The organism is Chromobacterium sp. ASV23, assembly GCF_016428945.1.
Lineage (GTDB): Bacteria > Pseudomonadota > Gammaproteobacteria > Burkholderiales > Chromobacteriaceae > Chromobacterium > Chromobacterium sinusclupearum.
The window spans coordinates 1-25,610 of the sequence record NZ_JAELTR010000003.1 but is presented as its reverse complement, the minus strand read 5'-3'; the positions used below and the strand labels follow the sequence as shown (position 1 = coordinate 25,610).

Sequence of the window (25,610 nt, the reverse complement as noted above, 5' to 3'; positions counted from 1 at the left end):
AAGATGTGCAGCTTCCGGTCCAGCTGCAAGCGGCTGCAGTGAGCGCCTTTAGCAGACAAAGGGAAGGCGCTTATCGCCGATCGCCTCTCGGGCCGGAACGCATTTGGCAAATCTGCGCGCGGCGGCGGAAAGACTCGGCAAGAAATGCGCAAGGACACTAGGCATGATTTTCGGGTCAGGGAAACGCCCTGATTTTCCGGAGACAAAACATGCGAAGCATCTCACTTGCCGCGCTGTGCATCGCCTTGGCCGCCGCGCTGGCGACGCCTGCCCAGGCCTCGCCCAAACCGTACAAAACGCCGCACCAAGCGAAAATACAGGCCCGGCAACCGGCCGCGCCGCGGCTGTGGCAGCATCGTCCGCCAACGGACTTCCAAGCCCGCTATCGCCTGCAGGACAACCGCACCGTGATCGGCCGGCCGCTGAAGAAACTGATCCGCCACGCCGCCACGCCGCAATGCCAGGACATGAACGCGCTAGCCAGCCACAGCGGCGCCGACCTTGCCAACTACCTGGCCACCCTGCCCGACTACACCTGCGCTTACGGCCTGTTTGCGCTGGATAAGAACCTGGCATCGACGATCTTCACGTCCTCGAATCTCAATGCGGCGGCTAGCCGCTTCATCCAGGAGGCGGCAGCCTATGACGCCTCGTCGATGGCGCTGGTGAATCTCACCTTGTACCTGCGCGCCGGCTACTATCTGGCCAGCACCGGCACGCTGCCGGCGCTCGACCCCAACCTGCAATCCTCGCTGCGTCCCGGCATCCGCCAGCTGGCGGACGGCGCCGCGCTGTTTGCCGCCAACGCCCAGGCGCCCACCACAGCCAATGAAGTGATGACGCTGATCACCAATATGGCGGATGAGGCCTATTACCTGCCATCGATACGCGCCATCATCCAGCGCTACACCAACAGCGCGGCCAATCCCAATGCCGCGCTCGCCCTGCGGGAAAGTTCGGCCAGCCGCGGCTTCACTGGCGCGCTGACCGTGCTGTTCTACGCCCATGGCCGCGCCAATGCCTTGCCGCTGCTGCAGAATGACGGCAGCTATGCGGCGGCGCTGACTCAGTTCGTGCTTGCAGACAAAACCAGCCTGATCGGCACCGAAAGCGCCTTCCAACTGGGCGACGCCACCCGCGAGGGGCTGCGCTTCATGCAGTACCCGGCGCTGCTGCCGTCGATCAAGCCGCAGGCGAAGACCATTCTGGCCGGCAGCAGCATGACCGGCGCCGGCAACGAGATGTGGCTGGCCGCCGCCGAGGCGGTGAAATACTACGATGCCAGCCATTGCAGCGAATATGGCACCTGCAATTTTGAAACCCGGCTCGCCGACGCCGTCCTGGTCAACCGCTACACCTGCAGCCCCACCATCCGCATCCGCGCCCAGGAAATGACCGACGAGCAGATGCAATCGTCGTGCGCGCTGCTGCAAAAGGAAGAATCGTATTTCCACCAGATGCTGCAAACCCACAAACAGCCGGTCGCTGACGACAACAACACCTCGCTGGAGGTGGTCGTGTTCGACGACTACGACAATTACGCTAAGTACGCCGGCGTGATTTACGGCATTGGCACCGACAATGGCGGCATGTATGTGGAAGGCAATCCGGCCGATCCGAACAACCAGGCTCGCTTCATCGCCCACGAAGCCTCGTGGCTGCGCCCGGTGTTCAAAGTGTGGAATCTGGAGCATGAATACATCCACTACCTGGACGGCCGCTTCGACATGTATGGCGACTTCGCCGCCGCTACCCAGCAGCCGACGGTATGGTGGATAGAGGGGCTGGCCGAATATCTCTCCTTGCGCAACGACAACCAGACCGCCATCGACGTGGTGAACACCGGCAACTACAAATTGAGCCAGATTTTCGGCAACACCTACGACATGCCGGACTATGTCACCCGCGCCTACCGCTGGGGCTATATGGCCACCCGCTTCATGTTCGAGCGGCACCGCGCCGATATCGACGCCATGCTGCCGCTGTGGCGCAAAGGCGACTACGCGGGCGGCTATATGGGCTTGATGCGGCAGATCGGCAACCGCTACGACGGTGAATTCGCCGCCTGGGCGCAATCGGCCACCACTGCCGGCCAGCCGCCGCTGCCCCCAGCTTCCAGCCTGCCGCCATGCAATGAAGGCTACCCGAACCGGCTGGGCAAGAACTGCTCGATCACCGCGTCCGCCGCCGGCGCCGCCTACGCCACCATTCTGCTGCCGGCCGGCGCGCGCAATCTGCGGCTATGGACCAGCGGCGGCACGGGAGACGTGGATCTTTATGTCGCCAAAGACCGCTACCCGACGCCGTCCAGCTATGACTACGCCTCGGCCTGCGTCGGCAATGAAGAATCCGTCGCCATTCCCTTGCCGCAAAGCGGGCATTGGTATTATCTGACGCTTCAGGCGAAGCAGCCGTTTGCCAGCGTCAGCGTCAACGCCAGTTACGAATAATCTAAGCCGCCGCGGCGCAGCCCTCGCCGCGGCTTTCTTGCAAAATGCATGAAGTTGATCCATGTTATCCATGTAAATGCCAAGTAAATAATTGGCAATCAGGATGGCATCGCCACCACGCCGCCGCCAGGCGGCCTTGCGCAAGGATCGTCACAACATGCACATGTCCCTGCAACAGCCATTTCTAATCAGCGAGCTGCCTGCCGCTCGCACGATGGCGTCGCTATTCGACCACCTGCCCGATGTCGTATTCGCGATCAAAGACTTGAACAGCCGCTACCTTGCGCTCAGCGAGGGCTGCGTGTTGCGCTGCGCGCTGCGCAACCGTTGCCAGGCGGAAGGCCGCACCGCGCATGAGCTGTTCCCCAGCGCCATGGCAGACCGCTACCACGCGCAAGACCGCTCGCTCTACACCGAACGCGCGCCGCTGCGCAACCGGCTTGACCTGACCGTCTACCCCGACGGCGCCCACGGCTGGTGCCTGACCAGCAAGCAGCCGCTGCAGCATCCGGATGGACGGCTGCTCGGTCTGGTCTGCATTTCGAAAGATCTGGCCGATCTGACCCGAGAAAAACTGCTGGATGAGCGCTTCGCCGCTTGCGTAGACCACATCCAGACCCACTACCACCGCCCGCTTCATCTGGACGAGCTGTGCGAACTATCCGGCCTCAGCATCGGCCAGCTGGATCGGCGCATGAAACGCGTGTTTCAACTCTGTACCGGCGACTTCATCCGCCGGACCCGCATGGATGCGGCCAGCCACGCCATTCGACACAGCCGTCGGCCTCTGGCGGACATCGCCACGGCTTGCGGCTTCTCCGACCAGAGCGCCCTCACCCGACTCTGCCGGCAGTTGCTGGGCGTCAGTCCTCGCCAGCTCAGAATCGGCCTGAATCGCGGCTGAAACGCAGCCAGGATCCGGCTCTGTGGGATATGATGGAATCCATTCAACCGTTTCTCTGGGAGAGTCGGTTACCGCCATGGATTTCGATCACCTCATAGACCGCCGCGGCACCACCAGCGAAAAATGGGACAAATACGCCGGGCGCGACATCCTGCCGATGTGGGTGGCCGACATGGACTTCGCCGCCGCGCCCGCCATCCTGCGCGCCCTGCATCAGCGGATAGACCACGGCGTGTTCGGCTATACCCATGTTCCGGCCTCGCTTATCGAGGCGGCGCAAGCGCATCTCATGGCGCATTACGGCTGGGCCATCCAGCCGGAATGGCTGGTCTGGCTGCCCGGCCTGGTGCCGGCGCTGAATGTGTCTTGCCGCGCGGTTGGCGCCCCCGCCGATGCCGTATTGACCACGACGCCTATCTATCCCCCCTTCCTCAGGGTGCCGTCAGAAGCCTCACGCGCGCTCAGCGCCGTCTCCTTGATCATCGGCGATGGCCGCTGGCAATGGGACTGGCCCGCGATGGAACGCGCGGCGCCGGGCGCGAAGCTGCTGTTGCTGAGCCATCCGCACAACCCCACCGGCCGTTGCTGGGACGAGGACGAGTTGAAGGCGCTGATCGCTCTGGCCAAGCGGCACGAGCTGATCATCTGTTCGGACGAAATCCATTGCGATCTGATCCTGGCGCCGCGGCGCCATCGTCCGCTCGCCGCAGTCGATCCCGACTTCGCCGCGCGCACCATCACCTTGATGTCGCCGTCCAAAACCTGGAACCTGGCCGGTCTGGGCTGCGCCTTCGCCGTCATTCCGGACAGAACGCTGCGCAGCCGCTTCCGCCGCGAGATGTCGCATCTGGTGCCGCCGGTAGGCGCGCTCGCCTATGTCGCGGCGGAAGCCGCCTACCGGGATGGCGAATCATGGCGGCAGGCGCTGCTGGACACGCTGCGGCGCAACCGCGACCGGTTGGCGCAAGTGTTCGCCGACAGCCGCCTGCCGTTGATTCCACCGGAAGCCACCTATCTGGCCTGGATCGATGCCCGCGCGGTCCATCCGGACAACCCGTTGCCGGAATTCGAGCGGCTGGGGGTCGGCCTCAGCGATGGCCGGGATTTCGGCAGCCCCGGTTGGCTCAGACTCAACTTTGGCTGCCCGCCTGCCTTGCTGGAGGAGGCGTTGCGACGGATCATGCCCTTGCTGTGAAAACGCCTGCTCAGGCAAGGGCTGAGCTGTCGCCGCCGGCGGACATCAGCAGCCCGGTATAGGCATAAGCCGCGATATTGCCGAACACGAATTCCACCGCCTGCCTGTCCGGCCAAGCCGCCTTGGAGACCGACTGCAGCAACTGGCAGGCCCCGTCAACGATTTTGTCCGCAGGGCTGTCCGTTTGCCCCTGCGCCCGCGCGGTTTGCAGATCCTGCACCAGCCGGGCGATGGAAATCGCGTCCGCCAGCCCCATCGGCGCCAGCGCAAAAGCGGCGTCGCCCAGATGCCTGCGCACAATGGCTTGCGACATCAGACGCAGAATGAAGCGAAACGGCAAACCGGTATGAATGGCCAACAAAACCGGGTCCATGTCCAGCAGTTGGTCAATCGATGACACCCCTTCCGCCTCCAATTGGCTCGCGATGGCAGGCGTCACGCCATCCAGCGAGAGCAAGGGATCCGGTTGATCGGTTTCGTTGGTACTCAGCTTGCTGTTCACCAGCCGGCGCAGCAGCTTGATGATGCTGTCTATCGGCAAGGCCCCGAGGGCAAAAGCCACGCCCACCGCCGCACTGTCCGGCAACGCCAGCGTGATCGAATACGCGATGGGCACCGCCAGCAGCATGCGCAGCACGTACCAATAGATGTCCGATACATTCAGACAACGCTTGCGCACGCTGTTGACCGCATCGCCCACCACAAACATGTACGCGCCGCTCATCGCGCTGGCCTGCAGTTCAAAGTGGCCGAACTGCGCCAGGTAACCCGTCAAGGGATGGCCGCCCGGCAGCATTTCCTTCAATGGAAACAGCACCACGTAATTGGCTTCGAAAAACACCACGAACAGCAATAGCGTCAACGGCACCATGAAGGCGTCCGGCCCATATTGTTCGCGATAAATCGCGTCGAACAGCCCGGCCGCCCTCGCCTGCTGCTGAGCGTCCGGCCCTGCCGGTCCTCGCGCCAGCGCGCCCGTCGCCTCGGCCCGCCTGTGCCAGAAGTGCCACAGATACTGGGACAAGGCCTGTCCCCACAGCTGGTTGCCGAACTCCTCGTAGCGCGTCCACCAGCCGTGGTCGATGAAACGCAGATACGGCGTGGCCGCCAGCATCACCACGAACAGGGTCAGGCCGCCGGCGAGCAATGCCAGGATCAACGGCAATTTCAAACCGATACCCATCGCCAGCGACAAAGTCAGGCTGAGCAGGATGATCGCCGCGCCGATGCGCCGCCCGACCTTGCGATGGCTCGCGACCGGCGGATCTTCCTCCGCCACCACGTAAGAATCGTCAAGCGCGGGGCTGTCGATAGGATTCGCCATCATTCTCTCCATTGTTGTGAACAGAAGCCACTCACAGGCCACACGATTCCATCAGCATAGGCGGCACCCCCTAAGCCCGGCTACAGGTAGAAATGCTGACTGCCGGACTTGGCGGCTGGCCGCCCCGTTGCGCGCGTCTTGACATCGCCTCTGCCCTATCTATAACCAGCACATGCCAAATATTCCATTGTGCCAACATGGATAAGTAATAACACCTATACGGCATGAATCAATCGCAAGGGGAATCGTTAGCCTGAAGGGCACTACCGTCCGCACATTTACGTGGGAGAGTGGATACATGAATCTGCTACAACGCGCCGCCACACCAATCAAACAAGCCCAGCAAAATCTGGGGCCGCTCGCCGAACTACCCGGCACCTGGGTGGGACATGGCTATAACCTGATTGCCGTACCGGACTTCCAGAACAAGCAAATCTTCCGTCTGATCGTCAACGCCACCAAGGAAACCCTGACTTTCACGCCCATCGGCGGCCCGATTCCCAATCGCGGCTCGAAACAGGACGACATCTTCCTGTACGGACTCACCTATCTGCAGCAGGTCAACGACGCCGCCACCGACGAAGGCATCCATACAGAACCGGGCCTGTGGCTGAATGTGCCGCCCACCAGCGATCCGGACGCGCCGTCCACCATCGTGCGCCAGGCCACCATTCCGCATGGCGACTCCCTGCTGGCGCAAGGCCAGGCCTCCAGCGAGGCCCGCGCCCCCGTCATCGACCCCGTCAGCCCGCTGCCCACTCTGCTGCCAGGCACCCCACAGCCGCCGCTGGGCTACATCGACCCGTATTTGAACGGCCAGTTCCCGCCGGGCTTCGACATGCAAAACCCCAACCAGGCTTTGGTCAACGTACTGAACCAGCAGGCCGAGCAAGGACTGAAGATCGTCAATACCACCAATCTGCCGGTGAGCTCCAAGAACGTCGGCGCCGTCGTCAACATCCCCTTCATCGTGGTCAACGCCAACGCCACCGAGATGAATTCGATCTTCTGGATCGAAACCGTGCAGCGCCCGGACGGCAGCCAGTTCCTGCAGCTTCAGTACACGCAGACCGTGCTGCTGGTATTCGACGGCATCGTCTGGCCGCACATATCCGTCGCCACGCTGATCAAGCGCTGAACGCAGGAAGGCGAGCGCCGCTTGGCGCTCGCCCATCACCACTCGCGGAGGCAACATGACTATCCAGGCCGACTCCAAAAAACCGTTCGGCATGCTGTTCGACCGCGTCAGCGGCCAGCTCAGCGCCGAAGACAAAGCCTGCGGCGACAGCCGCAAACCGCTGCAGGACATGGCCCAGCTGGCGATCATGGTGGAAATGACCACCATCCCGCCGTATCTGACCGCCCTTTACTCCATCAGCGACCCGAACTGCAAGGCTTACCAGTTGCTGCGCAGCGTGATGATGGAGGAAATGTTCCACATCAATCAGGCTGCCAACCTGATGGTGGCCATCGGCGGCAGGCCGAAAATGACCGGCGCCTACGCTCCTACCTATCCCTGTTATCTGCCGCACGCCAATCCTAATACCACGCCTTTCATCGGCTTGTGCCGCGCCTCGCCGCAGGTGTTCAACGACACCTTCACCGCCATCGAGACGCCGGCCCCGCCGCACGCCCCGGCCCGCGGCAACAACTACAGCTACATCGCCCAACTGTATGACGCGCTGGAAGACGGACTGGAGGCGTACAAGGGCGCCCAGCCGCTGTTCCAGCAAAACCCGGATGCCTGCCAGCGCACCGATATCTATCTGGGCAAGTTCGGCGGCACGCCGATACAAGTGACGGATCTGGCCAGCGCCAAGCTCGGGGTGCGGCAGATCGTGCAACAGGGCGAAGGCAGCGTGCCGGAATCGCAATCCATGATCCCGATCGAGCCGTGGGCCACCTACAACACCTATGGCGAACGCACCGACGGCACCTACGGCCCCATCATCGGCACCCCGTACGAGATGTCGCACTTCAAGAAATTCCGCACCGTGTCGCTGGACAAGGACAGTTTTCCGGACAGCTACCCCATCGTGTCCAACCCCAAGCGCAGCGACTTCACCAATCCGGTGGCGATCGAACTGGCCGAACTGTTCGACATCGCCTACAGCCTGATGCTGGATGCGATGGAGCACAGCTTCGCCGCGCGCGCCGGCCACGCCAACGACACCTTCTTCACGCTGGCGTTGCCGCTGATGCACCAGGCCATGCCGAATCTGGCGCGCCGGCTGATGAATACGCCGCTGCACAAGGATACCAACAGCAGTGTCGGCCCCAATGGCGCCCCCACCTACCTGTACCAGCCGGGCAGCAATCTGCAGGACTTCGCCAATCGCCTGCAACAGGCCGTCAAGACGGTGGGACAGCAGGTATCGGACCCGGACGAGCGCCAAACGCTGGAACAAACGCTGGCCGGCGTACGCGCCAATGTCAACCAGCTGATCGCAGCCGTTCACGCCCAACACGCCTAAGCTCTTGGAGGCACCATGATCGAGTATCGGATCTACCCCGCCATCGGCATCGCCCGCGTCGGCAACGCGCCGGAAAAGTTCTACATCGAACCGGACCGCTACTGCGGCCTGCCCATCATGCCGGACGGCAAACCGTTCACGCAGCAGGACTTCCGCGATGAGCAGGGCCGGCTATGCCGCCAGGCGGCGCGCTTTCAGGTATATAAGGTGGAGAACGGCGTCAGCGAACCGTTGACGCTGTCCAGCGCCGGAATCAAAACCATCCGCTGGACTGCCCATCTGGCCAACAAGAAGCCCAGCTGGTACACCTTTGTGCCGGCCGAGGGCGAGGACGGCTACGCCTCGAACCACCCCTTGCGCAACCCGCAGGTGGCCGACCGCCATACCCTGCTGATCGACGCCGGTCCGCGCCAGATCGCCGGCCGCGGGCAACAGGGCGTACAGTTCAGCAGGCACACCGTGCCGGCCGGCTACCAAGGCGCCCATTTCCCGCCCAGCCCGCTGTACCCGATGAAGGATTCGATCGACACGCTGGGCGAACTGCGCACCGACCAGGATGGCCGGCTGCTGGTGCTGGGCGGTTACGGCATCTCCGGCTCCGCCGACCCCGACGCCACCATCACCGACTATGCCAATAACGACGGCTGGTGGGACGACACCTCGGACGGCCCGGTCAGCGCCGTCATCGAGTTCAACGACGGCACGGTGATCGAAGCCCTGCCCGCTCATGTGCTGGTGGCCCCGCCGAAGTACGCGCCGGAGGTTCCGAATCTGGTGACCTTGTACGACACCATCTTCGACGCCATGGTGCGCAGCGGCCACTATCCGGAGATCTACCAAAACGGTTTCTGGAAATCCGGCAAAAGCGGCTTCCTGCCCAATTTCCACACCGAGATCCGTCCGCTGCTGGAGCGCGCCACCTATATGCCCTGGGTGTCGGCGATACCGCCCAAACCTCACCAGTTCGACTTCGGCATGCTCGGCGCCACCGGCGCCGACGGCCTGGGCGCCGAGGAGTTCCGCGGCTTCCGCCAGTACATCCTGGACTTCATCCGCCCGCCCAGCCAGGAAAACAACATCCTCAGCGCCAACGGCGCGACGATGATGCCCTATCTGGCCGGCGACAACTGCCTGGTGCCCAGCACCGCCACCAGCAAATACATGCGGCTGACCGACACCCAATACTTCATGTTGCAGCAGTGGGTGGCCGGCTGTTTCGTCAACCGGGTTGTGGAGGCGGAGGCCACGGCCGACAGCCTGACCCGGGCCGTGCTGGAAAACTGCGTGGGCGGTCCCTTCTCGCCCGGCATTGAGATGACCTGGATCTCGCGCAACCCGGCCATCTACCGCGAGCCGTTCCGCATCCGCAACCACTTTGTGCCGCAAGGTCCGCTGAGCCTGGATTTCGACCTCAAACGCGGCATGGAGCCGGGCGACCTCACCCGCTACATGGCCATCCCGTGGCAAGCGGACTTCAACGAATGCTCGTCGCAGCCGATTGATGGCCGCACGCTCTGGTGGTGGCCGGCGCAGCGGCCGGAATACGTCTACCTGGAGCCGCAACCTCAACCCAGGACCATGCTGGCTTCGCCTCCGCCGGCGCCGGATCAGGAAACCGGCAAGCAAGTGCCATGGATAGGCACCGACTATGACCAGATGGCCAGCGACTACATCAGCTTCGCCGAAGACATCGAGATGGTGAAATACTGGTCCGGCCTGGGCTTCATCATGGAAAAGCTGGTGGACGGCGAACGGCGCTTTGTCGAGGTGGAGCGCGCGCTGCCGCGGCCGTTCAACCCCGAAGACCTGCCGCCGCCCAATGTCCGCTAAACGCTACGATGTGCTGATCGCCGGCGCCGGTCCGGCCGGCTGCGCCGTCGCCCTGGCCTTGCAGCGCCTTGGGGTCGAGACGCTGCTGGCCGACCGGCCGCTGGCACAGCCGTTCCGCATCGGCGAGTCCGCCACCCCGGACGTGGCGGGCCTGCTGCAGCGGCTGGACATGCGGATAGACTTCGCGGGCCACAGCCCCTACCACGGCAACCTGGCGCTGTGGGGCAGCGACCAGCCGCAACTGGACCACTTCCTGTTTCGCGGACGCGGCCACGGCTGGCACCTTGACCGGACCGCCTTCGACCGCATGCTGCAGCAGGAAGCGATGGCGCGCGGCGTCGCATTTCTAGGTCAATCGGGCGTGGATGGCGTGGCGCCGGATGAGGAGGGATGGAAGGTGCAGGTACGCGGCATTGGGGAGGTTCGCGCGCGCGTGCTGGTCGATGCCGGCGGACGGCGCTCGCCGCTGGCCGCCAGACTGGGCGTGGCCCGCCATCGGCTGGACCGGCTGCAGGCGCTGGCCTGCCATGTCGAAACCACCGGCGACTTGAGCGGCTATTCGCTGGTGGAGTCCAGCCCCCATGGTTGGTGGTACGCCACCGCGCTGCCGGACGGACGCGCGCTGCTTGCCTTGATGACGGACCAGGATCTGGCCCGCGAGCAGCGCCTGGACCACGCCGGCAATTTTCTGGCCGCCTGGCGCGCCACCCGCTTGCTGGCGGAACGGCTGCCGCCGCCGCTGCAGGCCGCGCCGCTGCACGCCTTCGCCGCGCACAGCGGCTGCGTCGCCCGAGCCGCCGGCCCCAACTGGATCTGCGTCGGCGATGCGCTGATGGGGCTGGACCCCTTGACCTCGTCCGGCATCAGCGGCGCGCTCAGCGACGCGCTGGCCGCGGCGCCGGCCATCGTCGGCATGCTGAACGGCAATCTCAATGCCGCCCGCCACTATGCGCAGCGCGCCGACGACAGCTTCCGCCGCTATCTTACGGAGCGCCGCCAGCACTATGGCCTTGAAACGCGCTGGGCGGAGCTGCCGTTCTGGCAACGGCGTTGCCCGCCGCCGCTGGGCGGCAGCCAGCACGCGGCGCCACGCGCCTATCAAGGCCGCTTGGCGTAGCGCAGCCTGGCCGACCAGTCGAGATAGCGCGGCGACTCGCCCAAGCGCAAACGGAAGCGCTCGGCATTGCCGGCTGCCGCTTGCCATAGGTACACCTGGTCGGCGTGGCTGCCGCTTGCCCACGCGCTCAGATAGTAATCGGCGGCGCGCGCCCAATCCTTGAACGACACCTCGTCGCCATCCTGCAGGCAGCCGCCGTCGGGACGGCTGTGATTGATCAGCCTCAGCTCGGCAGAACGGTTCAGCGCGCCCTGCGCGGTGTAATAAGCGTACTGGTTGCCGCCGACTCCGCCCCACCAAGTCCAGAACCAGCCAGGCTGATCCGCCCGCTCCAACCGGACGTACTCGCCGGAGCGGATGCAGCCGTTGTCGCGCATGGAGAAGTTGTTGGACAGGTTGAAGCGCGCTCGCGGCCCAGGCGCGGCCGCGTCGGTCTTCAACCAGCCGTCATTGGCGGCCGCGGCCTGCGCGTAACGGCCATTGGCCAGATTCTGCAGCGTGACGCCGCGGTAGCTGCCCGGCAGAGCGGTCAGCGAGCGCTGCGGAATCGAGGCGTCGGCCCAGGCGAAGGCCTGCACCGGATAATGGTCGCTGTAATCGGTATAGGCAAAGGTCTGCTTGGCCACGGCGGACTCGACGGTCCACTGCGGCGCGGCCGCGTCCAGCGCCTGGTTATGCCAGACTGCCGGTTGACGGTGGCCTTTCAACAGCAGGATGTAGTCCAGGTACTCTGGCGCGTCCCCGGTCCGGGCGCCGTAGCGCTCCAGCGCGATGCCGTTGCCGGCGGTGTCGAAGCTGTACGGCATGCCGGCGTAGCGCGGCTCGTCCGCCTGCAGGATATCCAGCAAGGCGCGGTACTCGGCGCTCTTGTTGCGGTCGGTATTCATGTCGCCGGCGACGATCACGGTATCCTCGGGCGGCAAGTGCTTAGCTTGGATCCAGTTCGCCATCTCGCGCAGCTGAGCTTGGCGCACGGCGATGTCGCCATGGTTGGCGCAGCCGCTGTCTTCGGACTGCAGATGGGTGCCTATGACATGGAAAATCCGTCCGTCAGCATTGATTTTCGCGTAGGCGAAGCCTTTCAGCGCCTGTCCGTCCCAGCTGCAGCCAGGCGTAGCGAACAGGTATTGCCGGCGCTCAACGATGGGCCAGCGGCTGACGATGGCGACGCCGCCGTCCTCCGGCTTCAGCGCGTTCCAGCCCTCCGTCGCGTCCCAGCCTTGCTGCGTACGGCCGATCACCGGGGTCTGAAAGGGATAGCGCGGCTTGAGCAAGGCCAGCAGATGCTCAGAGGCGGCATTGTCCTGCAGCTCCTGGAATACCATCACATCCTGGCGCTGCGCGACGCTGGACGCCGCCATCAGCTCGACCCGGCGCATCTGGCCGTAATTCGGATACAGCGCTTGCGGCAGCAGCATGGCGTTCCAGGTGGCAAGCCGCAGATCGTCCGGCGGAGCGGCGCTGGCCGCCGCTGTCCACGCCAGCAAGGCGGCCAGCAGAAAATGCCCGAGTCTCATTCGATGTCCTCAATCAGCGGGGGAAATCGAACAAGCTGGGCAAGCTCCATTTCAAAATGGTTAATTATCAAAAATTTAAAATTACATACGCAACACCTCTGCTCGATTGTTCAAATTATCCGAGCAGTGAATCCAAAAACAAGTGGATTATCCCCAAGGCCGCCCAAGCTAAACTGCCTTCAAGCATCACGCCTGCTGGAGATTCAACCCAGTCATCGATGAATGGAAAACCAAGGAGCAAGCCATGCATACCGCGCTGGTCATGCTGGGTGGACTGGCGCTGTTGGCCGTCTGCCTGGCCTGCGGCCACCTGAGCGGCCACTTCGCCGCCGCCGCGCTGATCTTCATCCCGCTATGGCTGGCAGCCGCCGGCTTGAATCTGTGGATAGGCGTCAGCCGGGTCGGCTACACGCTGCGCGAGGAACTGCCTATTTTTCTGCTGATTTTCACCATGCCTAGCGTCATCGCGGTGCTGGTCTGGTGGCGATCAAACTGAATGAGCCAAACAAAACGGCCGCGCTTGGTGAAGCGCGGCCGTTTCCGTCCTAAACCGGCAAGACGGCTTATTCGTGGATGGCTTCCACGGCGATGGTGATGGTCACTTCGTCGCCGACGTAAGGCGCATACTTGCCGGCGTTGAATTCGCTGCGCTTGACCACGGTGCTGGCATTGGCGCCGATGGCATCCTTCTTCAGCATCGGGTGCGGCTGCTGCAGGAAGCTGCTCAGCGTCAGCGTCACCGGCTTGGTCACGCCCTTGATGGTCAGATTCCCTTCCACGGCAGTCGGCTTGTCGCCGTCGAACAACACCTTGGTGGACTTGAAGGTGGCGGTCGGGTACTTGGCGGTATCGAAGAAGTCCGCGCCCTGGATGTGGCCGTTGAACACCGGGTAGCCGGTGTCCACCGATTTCATGTCGATGGTGACGTCCACAGAGCCGGTCTTGGCTTCCTTGTCCAAGACGATGGTGCCGCTGGTCTTGTCAAAACGGCTCAGCTGGGTGGAGAAGCCAAAGTGGCTGTAAGAAAAACGCGGGAAGGTGTGGGTGCCGTCGATGACGTAGGTTTCCGGCGCGGCCAGCGCGGCGCTGCTGAAGCCGGCGAAGGCCACGGCGGCCAGGGTGAGGCGAGTCAGTTTGTTCATGGCTTCTTTCCTTGGTTGAAAGCGGCTGCGCTTATTTGGCGCGCGCCAGCAGGTGGAACTTGATCTGGATTTCATTGGCGACGGTGCCGAAGTCCTTCCAGTCGCCCTCGCCGATGGCGAAATCGGCGCGCTTGATGCTGAGCGCGCCGTCAAAAGCCGCCATCGCGCCCTGCGGGGTCATGGTGGCGACGGTGCTGACGGCCTGGGTACGGCCCTTAATGGTCAGCTTGCCGTCCACCTGGAAGCGGTTGCCGCCCAGCGGCTTGATGGCGCCGGATACGAAGCGGGCGGTCGGATACTGCTTGGTATTGAACCAGTCCTTGTCCGACACTTGGTCATTGGCCTCGGCCGATCCGGTGTCGATGCTGGCGATGTCCACCGTCAGCTCAGCCTTGGACGCCGCCGGCTTGGCCGGATCAAAATTCAGCACGGCGGAGAATTTCTTGAACTGGCCCTGCATGCCCACGCCCATCTGCTTATAGCCGAAGGCGATATGGCTCTTGTCCTGCTGGATGGCGGTGTAAGCCGCCGCGCGGGCGGCCAGCGGGGCCGCCAAGACGCTGCCTATCAGCAAGGACAGCGCAAGGGATTGGATTTTCATGTTCAGTTCTCCGGGTAAGGGTCAAGAACGCGCGCGCCACGGCAGCATGCGGCTCAGCACGTCGTCCTTGTCCAGCAAATGATGTTTCAGCGCGGCGGCCGCATGGCCCACCACAGTCGCCGCCAGCAGGTAATTCAGCGCGGTGTGCAAGGCACCCAGGCGATGCCCCAGTTCGGGGTTCGGCGCAATCAGATCAGGCAGCGGCAGCACGCCAAAATAGACCGTCTGCACGCCCTTGGCCGAGCTCATCAGCCAGCCGGACAGCGGAATGGCGATCATCAGCAGATACAGCACCAAGTGGCCGACATACGCCAGCGCCCGCACTGCCTTGCCCATGCCGGCGGGCAGCGCGGGCGGCCGGTGTCCAAAGCGCCAAATCAGGCGCAGCCACACCAGCAAAAACACCGTGACGCCGGCCCATTTGTGCCAGGAGTAGATCTTCAGCTTGAACGGCGACAGCGATAAACCATGCATATAGAAGCCCATGCCAAATAGGCAGAGCAGCATGATGGCCATCAGCCAGTGCAGGAAGATGGCGGTGGAGGTGTAACGCGTTTGGGACATGGAAGCCTCTGCTGGAAAGTCAACACGGCATTGCCGCCGATGGACGATGCTCAATGTAAGCGGTTTTCATTTCGTGAAATAGCCCGGCTAAACAAATTTATTGTTTCTCATTAATAAACAATAGATTCTCCCGCTGCCAAAATAGCGGCAGTCCGGCTTATATCTTGACGTTCGCACATTGCCAATAAAATAAAAATACCAAACAGATTCCCAAGCCGCCATTGCCCGCTCGACTCGACCGCAGTGACATCTGCGCCACCGTTCATGGCGCTCGCCACCCTATCTGCAGATAAAGGAGACTACCTCATGCAAACCAGCAGCAACGGCATCCAGCTGATCCAGCAATTTGAAGGGCTGCGGCTGACCGCCTATCAGGACTCGGTCGGCGTCTGGACCATAGGTTATGGCCACACCGGACCCGATGTCCGGTCGGGCCTGAGCATCAGCAACAGCCAGGCCACGCAGCTGCTGAGCCAGGACTTGCAGCGCTTTGAACAAGGCGTGTCCAATCTGGTCAAGGCGGCCATCAATCAGAACCAGTTCGATGCGCTGATCAGCTTCAGTTACAACCTGGGCCTGGGCAATCTGCAAAGCTCCACCCTGCTGCGCTTGCTGAACCAGGGCGACTACCAGGGCGCGGCCGGACAGTTCCCGCTGTGGGACAAAGCCGGCGGCAAAGTGCTGCCCGGCTTGCAAAAACGCCGTCTGGCCGAGCAGGCGCTGTTCCTGACGCCTGTCACCGCGACGGCCTAACCCTAGCCGGCGAATAATCGCCCCAAACCACCCGCCCGCTGCTAAGCTGGGCGGGTTCGTCATTTTGCCTAGCCGTCATGCCAGACTCCCGCCCCGCGCGCGGCGCATTGCTGTGCCGGCGCTGCCAGCACTACTTCGTCACCTACAATCCCAGCTTCCCCTATGGCTGCCGGGCGATGGGCTTTTCCAGCAAACGCCTGCCCTGCCTCGACGTGCAGGAGGCCTCCGGCCAGACCTGCATGCGCTTCGACCCCAAAACGACTCCCCCGCGCGGCTGACTTGGCAAGGTTGCCGGGTGGCCAGGTTCAGCCTGAACGCGCCACCGCCTCCCGGCCATATAAGGGTGTGGCTGCCCTGCCGCCATCTTCGCCCCAGCATTGAGTCAGCCGCTTATCTCAGCCAGCCCCCGCGGCATATCCAACTGATTGCCCCTCAACCCCAATCGCAACCAACAACCCGACGTCATTATGACAAACAGCGCAGCCACCGCAAATTCGAGCAAAAATTCCACTGCAGACTATTGATTTTCATAATATTTCCCAATCCATCATCGGCGTGACAAATTTACCGCATCAAAAAATACGATTAGATTACCGCCGCCGTCCTCTCGTATGTTTGGATCAGCGCCCCTTCAAGCGCAGCACACCCCCAAAGGAGGATGTCATGAATGAGGAGACTCTGAAGAAGATCCAGTCCAATCCGAAGTACTTGGAACTGGTCCACAAGAAAACCAGCCTCGGCTGGACCCTGGCCATCGTCATGCTGGCCATTTATTACGGCTACATTCTGGTTCTGGCTTTCGACCCGTCCTTGCTGGGCAAGCCGCTGTATGCTGGCGCCACCATGACGGTGGGCATCCCGGTGGGCATTTGCATCATCCTGTCCGCCTTCGTGCTGACCGGCATCTACGTGCGCCGCGCCAACCGCGAGTTCGACCCGCTGACCCAACAGATCGTCGAGGAGTCCCGATAATGCAGCCACGCAAACTCTCCCTGGCCGCCGGCACGGCGGCCCTGCTGCCCACGCTGGCGTTGGCGGCGGGCGCGATAGAAGGCGATGTCAAGCAGCAGGCCACCAATTGGCACGCCATCATCATGTTCTTCCTGTTCGTCGCCTTCACGCTGGGCATCACCTACTGGGCGGCGCGCCGCACCAAGTCGGCCAGCGACTTCTACGCCGCCGGCGGCGGCATCACCGGCTTCCAGAATGGGCTGGCCATCGCCGGCGACTATATGTCGGCGGCGTCCTTCCTGGGGATTTCCGCTCTGGTGTTCGACAAGGGCTACGATGGCCTGATCTACTCGATGGGCTTCCTGGTGGGCTGGCCCATCATCCTGTTCCTGGTGGCGGAGCGGCTGCGCAACCTCGGCAAGTACACCTTCGCCGATGTGGCGTCCTACCGTCTGCAGCAAGGACCGGTGCGCAGCTTCGCCGCGCTGTCCACCCTGGTGGTGGTGGCGATGTACTTGATCGCGCAGATGGTGGGTGCCGGCAAGCTGATCCAGCTCTTGTTCGGCATGAGCTACGGTTCGGCCGTGCTGATGGTGGGCGTGCTGATGGTGTGCTACGTGCTGTTCGGCGGCATGCTGGCCACCACCTGGGTGCAGATCATCAAGGCCGTGCTGCTGCTAGCCGGCGCCACCTTCATGGCGCTGATGGTGCTGGCCACGGTCGGCTTCAACCCGGAACTGATGTTTGAAAAAGCCGTCGCCGCGCACAGCAAGGGCATCGCCATCATGTCGCCGGGCAAGGCCGATCCGATCGACTCCATCTCATTGGGCCTGGCGCTGATGTTCGGCACCGCCGGCCTGCCGCACATCCTGATGCGCTTCTTCACCGTCGCCGACGCCAAGGAGGCGCGCAAGTCGGTGTTCTTCGCCACCGGCTTCATCGGCTACTTCTATATCCTGACCTTCATCATCGGCTTCGGCGCCATCATGCTGGTGCTGAATCAGCCGGGAATGATGGAAACAGTGATGAAGGACGGCAAGGAAGTGCACCAACTGGTGGGCGGCAGCAATATGGCAGCCATCCATCTGGCGGACGCCGTTGGCGGCAACATCTTCCTCGGTTTCATCTCCGCCGTGGCCTTCGCCACCATTCTGGCGGTGGTGTCGGGCCTGGCGCTGTCCGGCGCCAGCGCGGTGTCGCACGATCTGTACGCCAGCGTGTTCAAGCACGGCAAGGCCAACGAGGCCGACGAGATCCGCGTCTCCAAGATCACCACCGTGGTGCTGGGCGTGGTAGCCATCGTGCTGGGCCTGGTGTTCGAGAAGCAGAACATCGCCTTCATGGTGGGCCTGGCCTTCTCCATCGCCGCTTCGGCAAACTTCCCGGTGCTGTTCCTGTCGATGTTCTGGAAGGGGCTGACCACGCGCGGCGCGGTCATCGGCGGCCTGATCGGCCTGCTCAGCGCCGTGGTGCTGATCGTGCTGGGACCGACGGTATGGGTGGAAGTGCTGAAGCATGAACATGCCGTCTTCCCGTACAAGAACCCGGCCCTGTTCTCGATGACCCTGGCCTTCGTCGCCACCTGGCTGATTTCGGTGCTGGATACGTCCAAGCAAGCCGCGGATGAAAAGGCCAAGTTCGACGCCCAGTACGTGCGGGCGATGACCGGCATCGGCGCCAGTGGCGCCAGCAAGCACTGAATGTCAATATCATAGACAGGCCGCGCGCTGTCACGGCGCGCGGCGACAACATCAAAGACTCTGGAGAAATACATGTCGACGCTAGATTCCATCCTCAAGGAAACCCGCAGCTTCGCCCCGTCGGACGAGTTCCGCCGCAAGGCGACGATCAGCGGCATGGAGGCCTACAACGCCCTGTGCGAACAGGCCGACGATCACTACCTGTCGTTCTGGGGGGATCTGGCGCGCGAACTGATCACCTGGAAAAAGCCGTTCTCCCGCGTGCTGGACGACAGCCAGGCGCCGTTCTTCAAATGGTTCGAGGATGGGGTGCTGAACGCGTCCTACAACTGCCTGGACCGCCATCTGGCCGCCAACGCCAACAAGATCGCCATCATCTTTGAAGCCGACGACGGCGACGTCACCCGCATCACCTATGCCGAACTGCACCGCCGCGTCTGCCAGTTCGCCAACGGCCTGAAAAGCCTGGGCGTCAAGAAGGGCGACCGCGTGGTGGTGTACATGCCGATGGGCATTGAGGCCGTAGTGGCCATGCAGGCCTGCGCCCGCATCGGCGCCATCCACTCCGTGGTGTTTGGCGGCTTCTCCGCCGGCGCGGTGCGCGACCGCATCCAGGACGCCGGCGCCAGCGTGGTCATCACCGCCAACGAAGGCATGCGCGGCGGCAAGAACGTGCCGCTGAAACCCACCGTGGACGAGGCGCTGGCGCTGGAAGGCGCGGAATCGGTCAAGCACGTGGTGGTCTACCAGCGCACCAACGGCGGCGCCAACTGGACCGATGGCCGCGATGTGTGGTGGCACAAGCTGATCGAAGGCCAGAGCGAAACGTGCGAACCGGAATGGATGAACGCCGAAGACCCGCTGTTCATCCTCTACACCTCAGGCTCCACCGGCAAGCCCAAGGGCATCCAGCACAGCACCGCCGGCTATCTGCTGGGCGCGATGAACAGCTTCCGCTGGGTGTTCGACTACAAACCCAACGACGTGTACTGGTGCACCGCCGATGTGGGCTGGATCACCGGCCACAGCTACGTCTGCTACGGCCCGCTGGCCAATGCCGCCACCCAGGTCATCTTCGAAGGCGTGCCCACCTACCCGGACGCCGGCCGCTTCTGGCGCATGATCGAACAGCACAAGGTTTCCATCTTCTATACCGCGCCGACGGCGATCCGCTCGCTGATCAAACTGGGCGCCGACCTGCCCAAACAGTACGATCTGTCGTCCTTGCGCGTGCTGGGCACGGTGGGCGAGCCGATCAACCCCGAAGCCTGGATCTGGTATTACGAAACCGTGGGCGGCGGCCGCTGCCCCATCGTCGACACCTGGTGGCAGACCGAAACCGGCTCCGCGATGATCGCGCCGCTGCCGGGCGCGGTGCCCACCAAGCCGGGCTCCTGCACCCTGCCCTTGCCCGGCATCATCGCCGATATCGTGGACGAATCCGGCGCCCAGGTGGAACCGGGCCGCGGCGGCTTCCTGGTGATCAAGAAGCCCTTCCCCAGCCTGGTGCGCACCATCTGGAATGACCCGGACCGCTTCAAGAAAACCTACTTCCCGGATGAATTCGACGGCAAATACTATCTGGCCGGCGATTCCGCCCACCGCGACGAGAGCGGCTACTTCTGGATCATGGGCCGCATCGACGACGTGCTGAACGTGTCCGGCCACCGCCTGGGCACCATGGAGATCGAATCGGCGCTGGTGGCCAACCCGCTGGTGGCGGAAGCCGCCGTAGTCGGGAAGCCGCACGAGGTCAAGGGTGAGGCGGTGGTGGCCTTCGTGGTGCTGAAGGGGCCGCGCCCGCAGGGCGAAGCCGCCAAGACCGTGGCGGCCGAGCTGAAAAACTGGGTGGCGCACGAGATCGGCAAGATCGCGCAGCCGGACGACATCCGCTTCGGCGAAAACCTGCCCAAGACCCGTTCCGGCAAGATCATGCGGCGCCTGCTGCGCTCCATCGCCAAGGGCGAGGAGATCACCCAGGACGTATCCACGCTGGAAAATCCGCAAATCCTGGCGCAGCTGCAGCAGCCGCTGTAATCCCTTGAGGAGAGCCTGATTGGCCGTCGCCCGCGCGACGGCCTTTTTTTTCAAAACATCAGAGCTGCAGAAACGAAATAGAACGCAGCCAAGCCGCCGCCAACCGCGCCATTAGCGCCTTGCCCGTTGCCGAAATTCAGCGGAATGTCCACCGCACAGGCATGCATGGATCTTGTCCGTGTGATTCCGTGGCCAATAAAGGTTTTATGGTTTATTGGAAACGAATATGCGGCGAACGACACGCCATATGCCACAGATCATGCCATTGCCCATGCAGCAGCATGCTCTTCTCGGCCTTGCCGAACACCGTAAAGCCATTGCGCTGCAGCACCTTGAGCGAGCCAGGATTGGCCGGCCGCACAGTGGCCTCCAGCCTGGCCAGACCAAGCTCGCCGAACGCCAGCTCGCGCAGGTCGGCCAAAGCCTGGCTGGCGATGCCTTGTCCGGCATGCGCTTCGCCTATGCGGTAACCCAGCTCCGCCTTGTGGAAATACCGCCGCTCCACCCCACGCAGATTGATGCGGCCGACGATTTCGTCGCCTCGCCAGATCAGATACTGATACCCGGCATCGGCCTGGGCTTCCCCCGCCGCCGCGCCTATCGCCTCCCGCACCGCGTCCAGCCGGTAATAAGCCTCAGGCCGCGCATTGATCCAGTGCTCGAAATAGGCACGATTGCTCAGCTCGAAAGCCAGCAGCGCCCCTGCGTCCTCCGCTTGCGGCGGCAATAGCCGAATGCTCATCCTCATCCCTCTGATCATCTCGCCCAGGCTGCAGATCAGTAAAATTCATACAGCATACCACTGGAGTAAAGCGATCCGGCAGCGCGCCGCCGCTGGCAGACGTCATATTTATCTGCGATGATCCAAATCAGTTACAGACCTGACCATCAGGCACCGTCGATGAGAATAAAGATGAACACGCCAGACCGAATCCCCGCCCTCAGCCTTGCCGCCTTGGCCGCCGCCGCCTGCCTCGTCCTGTCCACGCCCGCCCGCGCCGATGAAAACGGCGTGAGTTTCTGGCTGCCGGGACAGATCGGCACTTTCGCCGCCGTGCAAAACGATCCGGGCTGGTCCTGGAGTTTCAGCGCCTATCACGGCAAAGCCAGCTCCGAGAGCGTCAAACGCAACAGAAAAGGCACGGTCTCTGCTAGCCTGCAGAGCACGCCGAATGATTTGCTGTTTGTGTCTCCGACATACACCTTTGCCACGCCGGTAGCCGGCGCGCAGCTGGCGGTCTCGATGACCGGCTACTATGGCCGCGCCGAGGCCTACGCCAGCCAATCCACCACCACCGTGCGCGGCAGAACGCGCTCGCAAAGCAGCGATGACGTCCATGACGGCTTCGGCGATCTATACCCGATGGCGACGATGAAATGGAACGGCGGCAACCACAACTACCTGGCCTACGCCACCATGGGCGTGCCGGTTGGTTCCTACGACCCCAACCGCAACGCCAACCTGGGCCTGAACCACTGGTCCTATGACGGCGGCGGCGGCTACACCTATCTCAATGAAAAAACCGGCACCGAGTTTTCCGCCGTATTGGGGCTGACATTCAACCAAAAGAACCCGGACACCGACTACAAAAACGGCAACGACGCCCACCTGGATGTCTCGCTCTCGCAGTTTCTGAATGAAGACTTCCACATCGGCCTGGTCGGCTACGCCTACCATCAGTTGGAAAACGACAGCGCGCCGGGACTGGGCAAAAAAGATTACAAAGCCCGCGTCGCCGGCCTCGGCCCGCAGCTGGGCTATTTCTTCAAAGTGGGCCAGCAGAAGTGGTACGCCAACCTGAAAGCCTACGACGAATTCGACGCCCACAACCGCACGTCTGGCTGGAACGCCTGGCTGACGCTGTTTGTGCCGATCTGATTGTTCGTAGGGCGGAAGCCCGGAGGGCGCTCCGCCATTGGCAGACAATGGATGGCAGATCGCCCCGCAAGCGGGGCATCAGCCCTACACACATCACTCCGCGCCCCGCGATACCCTCCCCACGCGGTAATGCTCGCAGCCGAGCGCTAGATTGTCCGGTGCCTCACGCAGCAGCACGATGCGCGTGAGCAGCCACGTCGAGGGATCGAAAGCGCTTGCCGCCGCCAGCGTATTCGCATCCTGCAACCGCGTCCGCCCCCAGTCCTCCTCCGCCGTGCGCCGCGCCGCCAAAGACTCCACTGCCGCCAAGGAGAGGCGCTCGATCACCGCATGGCGCGCCGCTTCCGCCTCGCCTTTCCACTCGCCGAACCAGGCCACGGCGCCATTCACAATGGGGCGGCCAAACGATTCGCTCAGCGCGGCAAAACCGGGGCCGGACAGAAAGTCGCGCATGCCCTCCGCCGTCCGCCACAGATAGAACGGCGCATAGGCATTGAACAGCGCGCCCGGCTCGCCCTTGATCGCATACAGGTAGGCCTTGAACGCCAGTCCCGACAGCCCGTCGGTCAGATGGCCGCGCTCGGCGATGCGGCGCTCGATGATTTCCATCGGATAATCAGTCGGTAAAACGATGCGATATTGCATGGTCAGCATGATTGCAGCTCCTCTCGGCCCAATGCCGAGGCTTGGCGGCCATGGCTGAATGACCAGTTGTCCATCTCACCGTCAGCAATCACCACCAGCAGGTCGGCCGGGGCCAAGCCAGGCGATTCGGCCAGTATCTCCGCCATCCGCGCAAACAGGGCGGCCTTGGCTGCAGCCGTGCGCGGCCGGCCGGTCTGGATGGCCACCAGCACAAAATCATCTGAACGCGGGCCGCCGGCGTAGTCGCGGTCGAAGATCATTTCGCCCGCGTCGTGCTGGTGGATCAGTTGGAAACGGTCGGCCGGCGGCACGGCAAAGCACTCCACCATGGCCTGATGGACACCATCGGCCAGCGCACGCAGATAGCGCGGCGGCTTGCCTTTAAGCAGGGAAATACGGGCATACGGCATGAGGCTCTCCTATCTTGTCTGATCGGCCAGAACGGCATCCAGCTGCCCCAGCGCGGCGGTTGCGGATGGCCAACCGACATAAAAGGTCAGATGAGTCAGTAATTCGCCCAATTCCTCTGCGCTTAAGCCGTTGTCCAGCCCGCGTCTCAGGTGGAATTCCAGCGCGTGCGGCCGCGATTGACCAAGCAAGGCGGCGATCGTGATCAGGCTGCGTTCGCGTGGAGACAGCACCGCGCGCTGCCACGCATCCCCAAACAATACCTCGCGCGTCAGTTGTTCCAGCTTGGGGGCGAGGCGGGGCAAGGCTTCTGGTATAGAAAACATCGGTACTCCTTGGCATCGGTAAATACATGCGCTTACTGTAGCCCTGGCAAACCATCCTGAAAATCGCATATATTTTTACTAACCATCTTAAAAAACAGGATTATTTGAATGCGCAAAATCCTGCTGGACCCGGAAGCGCTGCAAAGCTTCGCCAGCGGCGTGGAACTGGGCAGCTTTGCCCGCGCGGCGGAGCGGCTGCATCGCTCCACCTCCGCTGTCAGCGCCCAGCTGAAAAAACTGGAAGAACAAGCCGGCGTACCCATCCTGCAAAAAAACGGACGCGGGCTGGAGCCGACTCCGGCCGGCGAGGTTTTGCTGTCCTATGCCCGCCGCTTGCTGGAGCTGAATGACGAGGCCGTGCAGGCGGTGCGCGGCGCGGAGTTGGCCGGCAGCGTGCGGCTGGGGCTGGCCGAGGATTTCGGCGAAGGCATGCTTCCGCAAGCGCTGGGCCTTTTCGCCCGCGCCTGCCCGGAGGTCCATGTGGAAGTGAGGGTCGGCCGCAGCCTGGAGCTGCAGCAAGCGCTGCGCAGCGGCCAGTTGGACCTGGCCCTGCTATGGAGCGATGGCATGCCCTGGCCGCATCAGGACAGATTGGGCCAGGCGCAATTGCACTGGATAGGCCGGAAAGAAAGCCAGCCAAGCATAGCGGGACGGCCGCTGCCCCTGGTGCTATTCGACGCGCCCTGCCTGGTGCGGCGGCTGGCCTTCGATGCCCTGGACCAGGCAGGCCTGCCCTGGCGGGTGGCGGTCAGCGGCAGCAGCCTGGCTGGCCTGTGGTCCGCGGTGCGCGCCGGCTTGGGCATCAGCGCCCGCACGGCTTTGGGTCTGCCTTCGGACTTACGCGCCCTGTCTCCCGCGGAATGCGGATTGCCCTCGCTGCCACGGCTGGAACTGGCGCTGCTGCGGACGCAAACGCCGCTGCCCGATGCCGCGGAGCAGCTGCGCCGCATCCTGCTGGACAGCCTGGCGGAGCGCATGCCTGAAGAGACTGCCATCGCATAAGAAAGCGTCCGCGCATTGCGGGAGTTGAAGCAAAAGCTCTTAACATTGATAATTAATGGTTTTTGAAGCGGAATCCGTAGCATGGCCGTCATCACACTCGTCGACCGGATCGACGCCCTCCTACCCCAGACCCAGTGCGGTCAGTGCAGCCACGCCGGCTGCCGCCCGTACGCCGAGGCGCTGGCGGAAGGCCGCGACCCGATCAACCGCTGCCCGCCGGGCGGCGAGGACGGCGTGCGGGCGCTGGCGGCGCTGCTGAATCAGCCGGTCATCCCGTTCGACCCTGCCGGGCCGCAGCCCAAGCCGCGCGCGCTGGCGGTGATACGCGAGGACAGCTGCATAGGCTGTACGCTGTGCATCCAGGCCTGTCCGGTAGACGCCATCGTCGGCGCGGCCAAGCAGATGCACACCGTGATCGCCGACGAATGCACCGGCTGCGAACTGTGCCTGGCGCCCTGTCCGGTGGACTGCATCGACCTGGTACCGGTAACCGACCCCGACGACGGCAAACGCGAACGCGTGATGGCGCGCGCCGCCCTGGCCCGCAAGCGCTATGATGCCCGCCAGGCGCGCAAGGCGCGCGATGCGGCGGACAAGGCGAAGCGGCTGGCCGAACGCGCCGCCGTCCCGGCATCGCCCGCCCCAGCGGCGGCGCAGGCCGCGACCTGTCTCTTATACACATCTCCGAGCCCACGAGACTCCGCCAATTATCGCGTATGCCGTCTTCTGCGTGAAAAGGGGGGGGGGGGGGGGGGGGGGGGGGGGGGGGGGGGGGGGGGGGGGGGGGGGGG

Annotated in this window: 25 protein-coding genes; 16 read left to right on the top strand and 9 right to left on the bottom strand. The window is 63.3% G+C overall.

Annotated elements, in window-relative coordinates; genetic code table 11:
• Window positions 1–209 precede the first annotated feature (209 nt).
• The 3 genes from JHD59_RS02180 to JHD59_RS02170 all read left to right on the top strand — a co-directional run bounded on the left by JHD59_RS02180 (window position 210) and on the right by JHD59_RS02170 (window position 4,549).
• Window positions 210–2,450 carry a M9 family metallopeptidase gene (locus tag JHD59_RS02180; protein ID WP_199152971.1) on the top strand — a complete coding sequence of 747 codons (2,241 nt, stop codon included), beginning with the start codon at window positions 210–212 and terminating at the stop codon, window positions 2,448–2,450.
• 103 nt (window positions 2,451–2,553) lie between these two features.
• Window positions 2,554–3,354: an AraC family transcriptional regulator gene (locus JHD59_RS02175; RefSeq protein WP_233163853.1), complete on the top strand. Its 801-nt coding sequence runs from the start codon at window positions 2,554–2,556 to the stop codon at window positions 3,352–3,354.
• Window positions 3,355–3,430: 76 nt separating this feature from the next.
• Window positions 3,431–4,549: a MalY/PatB family protein gene (locus JHD59_RS02170; protein WP_199152970.1), complete on the top strand. Its 1,119-nt coding sequence runs from the start codon at window positions 3,431–3,433 to the stop codon at window positions 4,547–4,549.
• Between the two features lie 10 nt (window positions 4,550–4,559).
• Here JHD59_RS02170 and JHD59_RS02165 read toward each other — a convergent pair whose 3' ends face one another.
• Window positions 4,560–5,873, bottom strand: a complete 1,314-nt coding sequence (locus tag JHD59_RS02165; protein ID WP_199152969.1) for a hypothetical protein — start codon at window positions 5,871–5,873, stop codon at window positions 4,560–4,562.
• A 298-nt stretch (window positions 5,874–6,171) separates the two neighbouring features.
• Between JHD59_RS02165 and JHD59_RS02160 the strand changes: the two genes are divergently transcribed.
• From JHD59_RS02160 to JHD59_RS02145, 4 genes are read left to right on the top strand one after another with little or no spacing between them, the layout of a single operon-like run.
• The gene (locus tag JHD59_RS02160) at window positions 6,172–7,011 is read left to right on the top strand and encodes a heme-binding protein (RefSeq protein WP_199152968.1); all 840 of its coding nucleotides are present in this window, start codon (window positions 6,172–6,174) and stop codon (window positions 7,009–7,011) included.
• Between the two features lie 55 nt (window positions 7,012–7,066).
• Window positions 7,067–8,347: a ferritin-like protein gene (locus tag JHD59_RS02155; protein ID WP_199152967.1), complete on the top strand. Its 1,281-nt coding sequence runs from the start codon at window positions 7,067–7,069 to the stop codon at window positions 8,345–8,347.
• A 15-nt stretch (window positions 8,348–8,362) separates the two neighbouring features.
• Entirely contained in the window at window positions 8,363–10,177 is a 1,815-nt protein-coding gene (locus JHD59_RS02150) for a LodA/GoxA family CTQ-dependent oxidase (protein WP_199152966.1), read from the top strand.
• Complete coding sequence (locus JHD59_RS02145) at window positions 10,167–11,294, top strand: NAD(P)/FAD-dependent oxidoreductase (protein WP_199152965.1); 1,128 nt, start codon at window positions 10,167–10,169, stop codon at window positions 11,292–11,294. The genes JHD59_RS02150 and JHD59_RS02145 overlap by 11 nt, the downstream gene beginning before the upstream one ends.
• Here the strand turns inward: JHD59_RS02145 and sph are convergent.
• Window positions 11,276–12,811 (bottom strand): sphingomyelin phosphodiesterase, encoded by a 1,536-nt coding sequence (sph, locus tag JHD59_RS02140; protein ID WP_199152964.1) that lies wholly within the window; start codon window positions 12,809–12,811, stop codon window positions 11,276–11,278. The two genes, JHD59_RS02145 and sph, sit on opposite strands and share 19 nt — an antisense overlap.
• A gap of 244 nt (window positions 12,812–13,055) precedes the next feature.
• On the opposite strand from sph, the gene JHD59_RS02135 reads away from it, so the two are divergent.
• Window positions 13,056–13,307 (top strand): hypothetical protein, encoded by a 252-nt coding sequence (locus JHD59_RS02135; protein WP_199152963.1) that lies wholly within the window; start codon window positions 13,056–13,058, stop codon window positions 13,305–13,307.
• A gap of 67 nt (window positions 13,308–13,374) precedes the next feature.
• Here the strand turns inward: JHD59_RS02135 and JHD59_RS02130 are convergent, their stop codons facing one another.
• The 3 genes from JHD59_RS02130 to JHD59_RS02120 are packed head-to-tail and all read right to left on the bottom strand — an operon-like array spanning window position 13,375 to window position 15,118.
• Window positions 13,375–13,953 carry a YceI family protein gene (locus JHD59_RS02130; RefSeq protein WP_199152962.1) on the bottom strand — a complete coding sequence of 193 codons (579 nt, stop codon included), beginning with the start codon at window positions 13,951–13,953 and terminating at the stop codon, window positions 13,375–13,377.
• 31 nt (window positions 13,954–13,984) lie between these two features.
• Window positions 13,985–14,554 carry a YceI family protein gene (locus JHD59_RS02125; RefSeq protein ID WP_103318529.1) on the bottom strand — a complete coding sequence of 190 codons (570 nt, stop codon included), beginning with the start codon at window positions 14,552–14,554 and terminating at the stop codon, window positions 13,985–13,987.
• 21 nt (window positions 14,555–14,575) lie between these two features.
• Window positions 14,576–15,118, bottom strand: coding sequence for a cytochrome b (locus tag JHD59_RS02120; RefSeq protein ID WP_199152961.1), 543 nt, complete (start codon window positions 15,116–15,118; stop codon window positions 14,576–14,578).
• A 306-nt stretch (window positions 15,119–15,424) separates the two neighbouring features.
• Between JHD59_RS02120 and JHD59_RS02115 the strand changes: the two genes are divergently transcribed.
• The 5 genes from JHD59_RS02115 to acs all read left to right on the top strand — a co-directional run bounded on the left by JHD59_RS02115 (window position 15,425) and on the right by acs (window position 20,559).
• A complete protein-coding gene (locus tag JHD59_RS02115; RefSeq protein WP_199152960.1) occupies window positions 15,425–15,871 on the top strand; it encodes a lysozyme in 447 nt (148 codons plus the stop codon).
• 77 nt (window positions 15,872–15,948) lie between these two features.
• On the top strand, window positions 15,949–16,149 hold the full coding sequence (locus JHD59_RS02110) for a hypothetical protein (protein ID WP_199152959.1): 201 nt from the start codon (window positions 15,949–15,951) through the stop codon (window positions 16,147–16,149).
• Window positions 16,150–16,534: 385 nt separating this feature from the next.
• Window positions 16,535–16,843, top strand: a complete 309-nt coding sequence (locus JHD59_RS02105) for a DUF485 domain-containing protein (protein WP_103318538.1) — start codon at window positions 16,535–16,537, stop codon at window positions 16,841–16,843.
• The gene (locus JHD59_RS02100; RefSeq protein WP_199152958.1) at window positions 16,843–18,522 is read left to right on the top strand and encodes a cation acetate symporter; all 1,680 of its coding nucleotides are present in this window, start codon (window positions 16,843–16,845) and stop codon (window positions 18,520–18,522) included. Before JHD59_RS02105 ends, JHD59_RS02100 begins: the two co-directional genes overlap by 1 nt.
• Window positions 18,523–18,594: 72 nt before the next feature.
• On the top strand, window positions 18,595–20,559 hold the full coding sequence (gene acs / locus JHD59_RS02095; RefSeq protein WP_199152957.1) for an acetate--CoA ligase: 1,965 nt from the start codon (window positions 18,595–18,597) through the stop codon (window positions 20,557–20,559).
• Window positions 20,560–20,770: 211 nt separating this feature from the next.
• Here acs and JHD59_RS02090 read toward each other — a convergent pair whose 3' ends face one another.
• The gene (locus JHD59_RS02090; RefSeq protein WP_199152956.1) at window positions 20,771–21,301 is read right to left on the bottom strand and encodes a GNAT family N-acetyltransferase; all 531 of its coding nucleotides are present in this window, start codon (window positions 21,299–21,301) and stop codon (window positions 20,771–20,773) included.
• A gap of 171 nt (window positions 21,302–21,472) precedes the next feature.
• Between JHD59_RS02090 and JHD59_RS02085 the strand changes: the two genes are divergently transcribed.
• Complete coding sequence (locus JHD59_RS02085) at window positions 21,473–22,438, top strand: transporter (protein ID WP_233163852.1); 966 nt, start codon at window positions 21,473–21,475, stop codon at window positions 22,436–22,438.
• Window positions 22,439–22,531: 93 nt separating this feature from the next.
• Here the strand turns inward: JHD59_RS02085 and JHD59_RS02080 are convergent, their stop codons facing one another.
• The 3 genes from JHD59_RS02080 to JHD59_RS02070 are packed head-to-tail and all read right to left on the bottom strand — an operon-like array spanning window position 22,532 to window position 23,817.
• Window positions 22,532–23,092, bottom strand: a complete 561-nt coding sequence (locus JHD59_RS02080; protein WP_199152955.1) for a DUF4865 family protein — start codon at window positions 23,090–23,092, stop codon at window positions 22,532–22,534.
• Window positions 23,086–23,493, bottom strand: a complete 408-nt coding sequence (locus JHD59_RS02075) for a tautomerase family protein (protein ID WP_199152954.1) — start codon at window positions 23,491–23,493, stop codon at window positions 23,086–23,088. The genes JHD59_RS02080 and JHD59_RS02075 overlap by 7 nt, the downstream gene beginning before the upstream one ends.
• 9 nt (window positions 23,494–23,502) lie before the next feature.
• On the bottom strand, window positions 23,503–23,817 hold the full coding sequence (locus JHD59_RS02070; RefSeq protein WP_199152953.1) for a carboxymuconolactone decarboxylase family protein: 315 nt from the start codon (window positions 23,815–23,817) through the stop codon (window positions 23,503–23,505).
• A gap of 108 nt (window positions 23,818–23,925) precedes the next feature.
• On the opposite strand from JHD59_RS02070, the gene JHD59_RS02065 reads away from it, so the two are divergent.
• Window positions 23,926–24,819, top strand: coding sequence for a LysR substrate-binding domain-containing protein (locus tag JHD59_RS02065; RefSeq protein WP_199152952.1), 894 nt, complete (start codon window positions 23,926–23,928; stop codon window positions 24,817–24,819).
• An 81-nt stretch (window positions 24,820–24,900) separates the two neighbouring features.
• Window positions 24,901–25,610 (top strand): electron transport complex subunit RsxB (gene rsxB, locus JHD59_RS02060; protein WP_233163851.1); only part of this gene is annotated, 710 nt, incomplete at its 3' end.

What these genes read in the sequence shown, in the direction of transcription:
- JHD59_RS02160 (WP_199152968.1), top strand. Translation starts at nt 6,172, where the DNA reads ATGAATCTGCTACAACGCGCCGCCACACCAATCAAACAAGCCCAGCAA.
- sph (WP_199152964.1), bottom strand. Translation starts at nt 12,811, where the DNA reads ATGAGACTCGGGCATTTTCTGCTGGCCGCCTTGCTGGCGTGGACAGCG.
- JHD59_RS02175 (WP_233163853.1), top strand. Translation starts at nt 2,554, where the DNA reads ATGGCATCGCCACCACGCCGCCGCCAGGCGGCCTTGCGCAAGGATCGT.
- JHD59_RS02070 (WP_199152953.1), bottom strand. Translation starts at nt 23,817, where the DNA reads ATGTTTTCTATACCAGAAGCCTTGCCCCGCCTCGCCCCCAAGCTGGAA.
- JHD59_RS02165 (WP_199152969.1), bottom strand. Translation starts at nt 5,873, where the DNA reads ATGGCGAATCCTATCGACAGCCCCGCGCTTGACGATTCTTACGTGGTG.
- JHD59_RS02105 (WP_103318538.1), top strand. Translation starts at nt 16,535, where the DNA reads ATGAATGAGGAGACTCTGAAGAAGATCCAGTCCAATCCGAAGTACTTG.
- JHD59_RS02155 (WP_199152967.1), top strand. Translation starts at nt 7,067, where the DNA reads ATGACTATCCAGGCCGACTCCAAAAAACCGTTCGGCATGCTGTTCGAC.
- JHD59_RS02170 (WP_199152970.1), top strand. Translation starts at nt 3,431, where the DNA reads ATGGATTTCGATCACCTCATAGACCGCCGCGGCACCACCAGCGAAAAA.
- JHD59_RS02100 (WP_199152958.1), top strand. Translation starts at nt 16,843, where the DNA reads ATGCAGCCACGCAAACTCTCCCTGGCCGCCGGCACGGCGGCCCTGCTG.
- JHD59_RS02115 (WP_199152960.1), top strand. Translation starts at nt 15,425, where the DNA reads ATGCAAACCAGCAGCAACGGCATCCAGCTGATCCAGCAATTTGAAGGG.
- JHD59_RS02110 (WP_199152959.1), top strand. Translation starts at nt 15,949, where the DNA reads ATGCCAGACTCCCGCCCCGCGCGCGGCGCATTGCTGTGCCGGCGCTGC.
- JHD59_RS02125 (WP_103318529.1), bottom strand. Translation starts at nt 14,554, where the DNA reads ATGAAAATCCAATCCCTTGCGCTGTCCTTGCTGATAGGCAGCGTCTTG.
- JHD59_RS02090 (WP_199152956.1), bottom strand. Translation starts at nt 21,301, where the DNA reads ATGAGCATTCGGCTATTGCCGCCGCAAGCGGAGGACGCAGGGGCGCTG.
- JHD59_RS02075 (WP_199152954.1), bottom strand. Translation starts at nt 23,493, where the DNA reads ATGCCGTATGCCCGTATTTCCCTGCTTAAAGGCAAGCCGCCGCGCTAT.
- JHD59_RS02085 (WP_233163852.1), top strand. Translation starts at nt 21,473, where the DNA reads ATGAACACGCCAGACCGAATCCCCGCCCTCAGCCTTGCCGCCTTGGCC.
- JHD59_RS02130 (WP_199152962.1), bottom strand. Translation starts at nt 13,953, where the DNA reads ATGAACAAACTGACTCGCCTCACCCTGGCCGCCGTGGCCTTCGCCGGC.
- JHD59_RS02135 (WP_199152963.1), top strand. Translation starts at nt 13,056, where the DNA reads ATGCATACCGCGCTGGTCATGCTGGGTGGACTGGCGCTGTTGGCCGTC.
- JHD59_RS02145 (WP_199152965.1), top strand. Translation starts at nt 10,167, where the DNA reads ATGTCCGCTAAACGCTACGATGTGCTGATCGCCGGCGCCGGTCCGGCC.
- JHD59_RS02080 (WP_199152955.1), bottom strand. Translation starts at nt 23,092, where the DNA reads ATGCTGACCATGCAATATCGCATCGTTTTACCGACTGATTATCCGATG.
- acs (WP_199152957.1), top strand. Translation starts at nt 18,595, where the DNA reads ATGTCGACGCTAGATTCCATCCTCAAGGAAACCCGCAGCTTCGCCCCG.
- JHD59_RS02065 (WP_199152952.1), top strand. Translation starts at nt 23,926, where the DNA reads ATGCGCAAAATCCTGCTGGACCCGGAAGCGCTGCAAAGCTTCGCCAGC.
- JHD59_RS02180 (WP_199152971.1), top strand. Translation starts at nt 210, where the DNA reads ATGCGAAGCATCTCACTTGCCGCGCTGTGCATCGCCTTGGCCGCCGCG.
- JHD59_RS02150 (WP_199152966.1), top strand. Translation starts at nt 8,363, where the DNA reads ATGATCGAGTATCGGATCTACCCCGCCATCGGCATCGCCCGCGTCGGC.
- JHD59_RS02120 (WP_199152961.1), bottom strand. Translation starts at nt 15,118, where the DNA reads ATGTCCCAAACGCGTTACACCTCCACCGCCATCTTCCTGCACTGGCTG.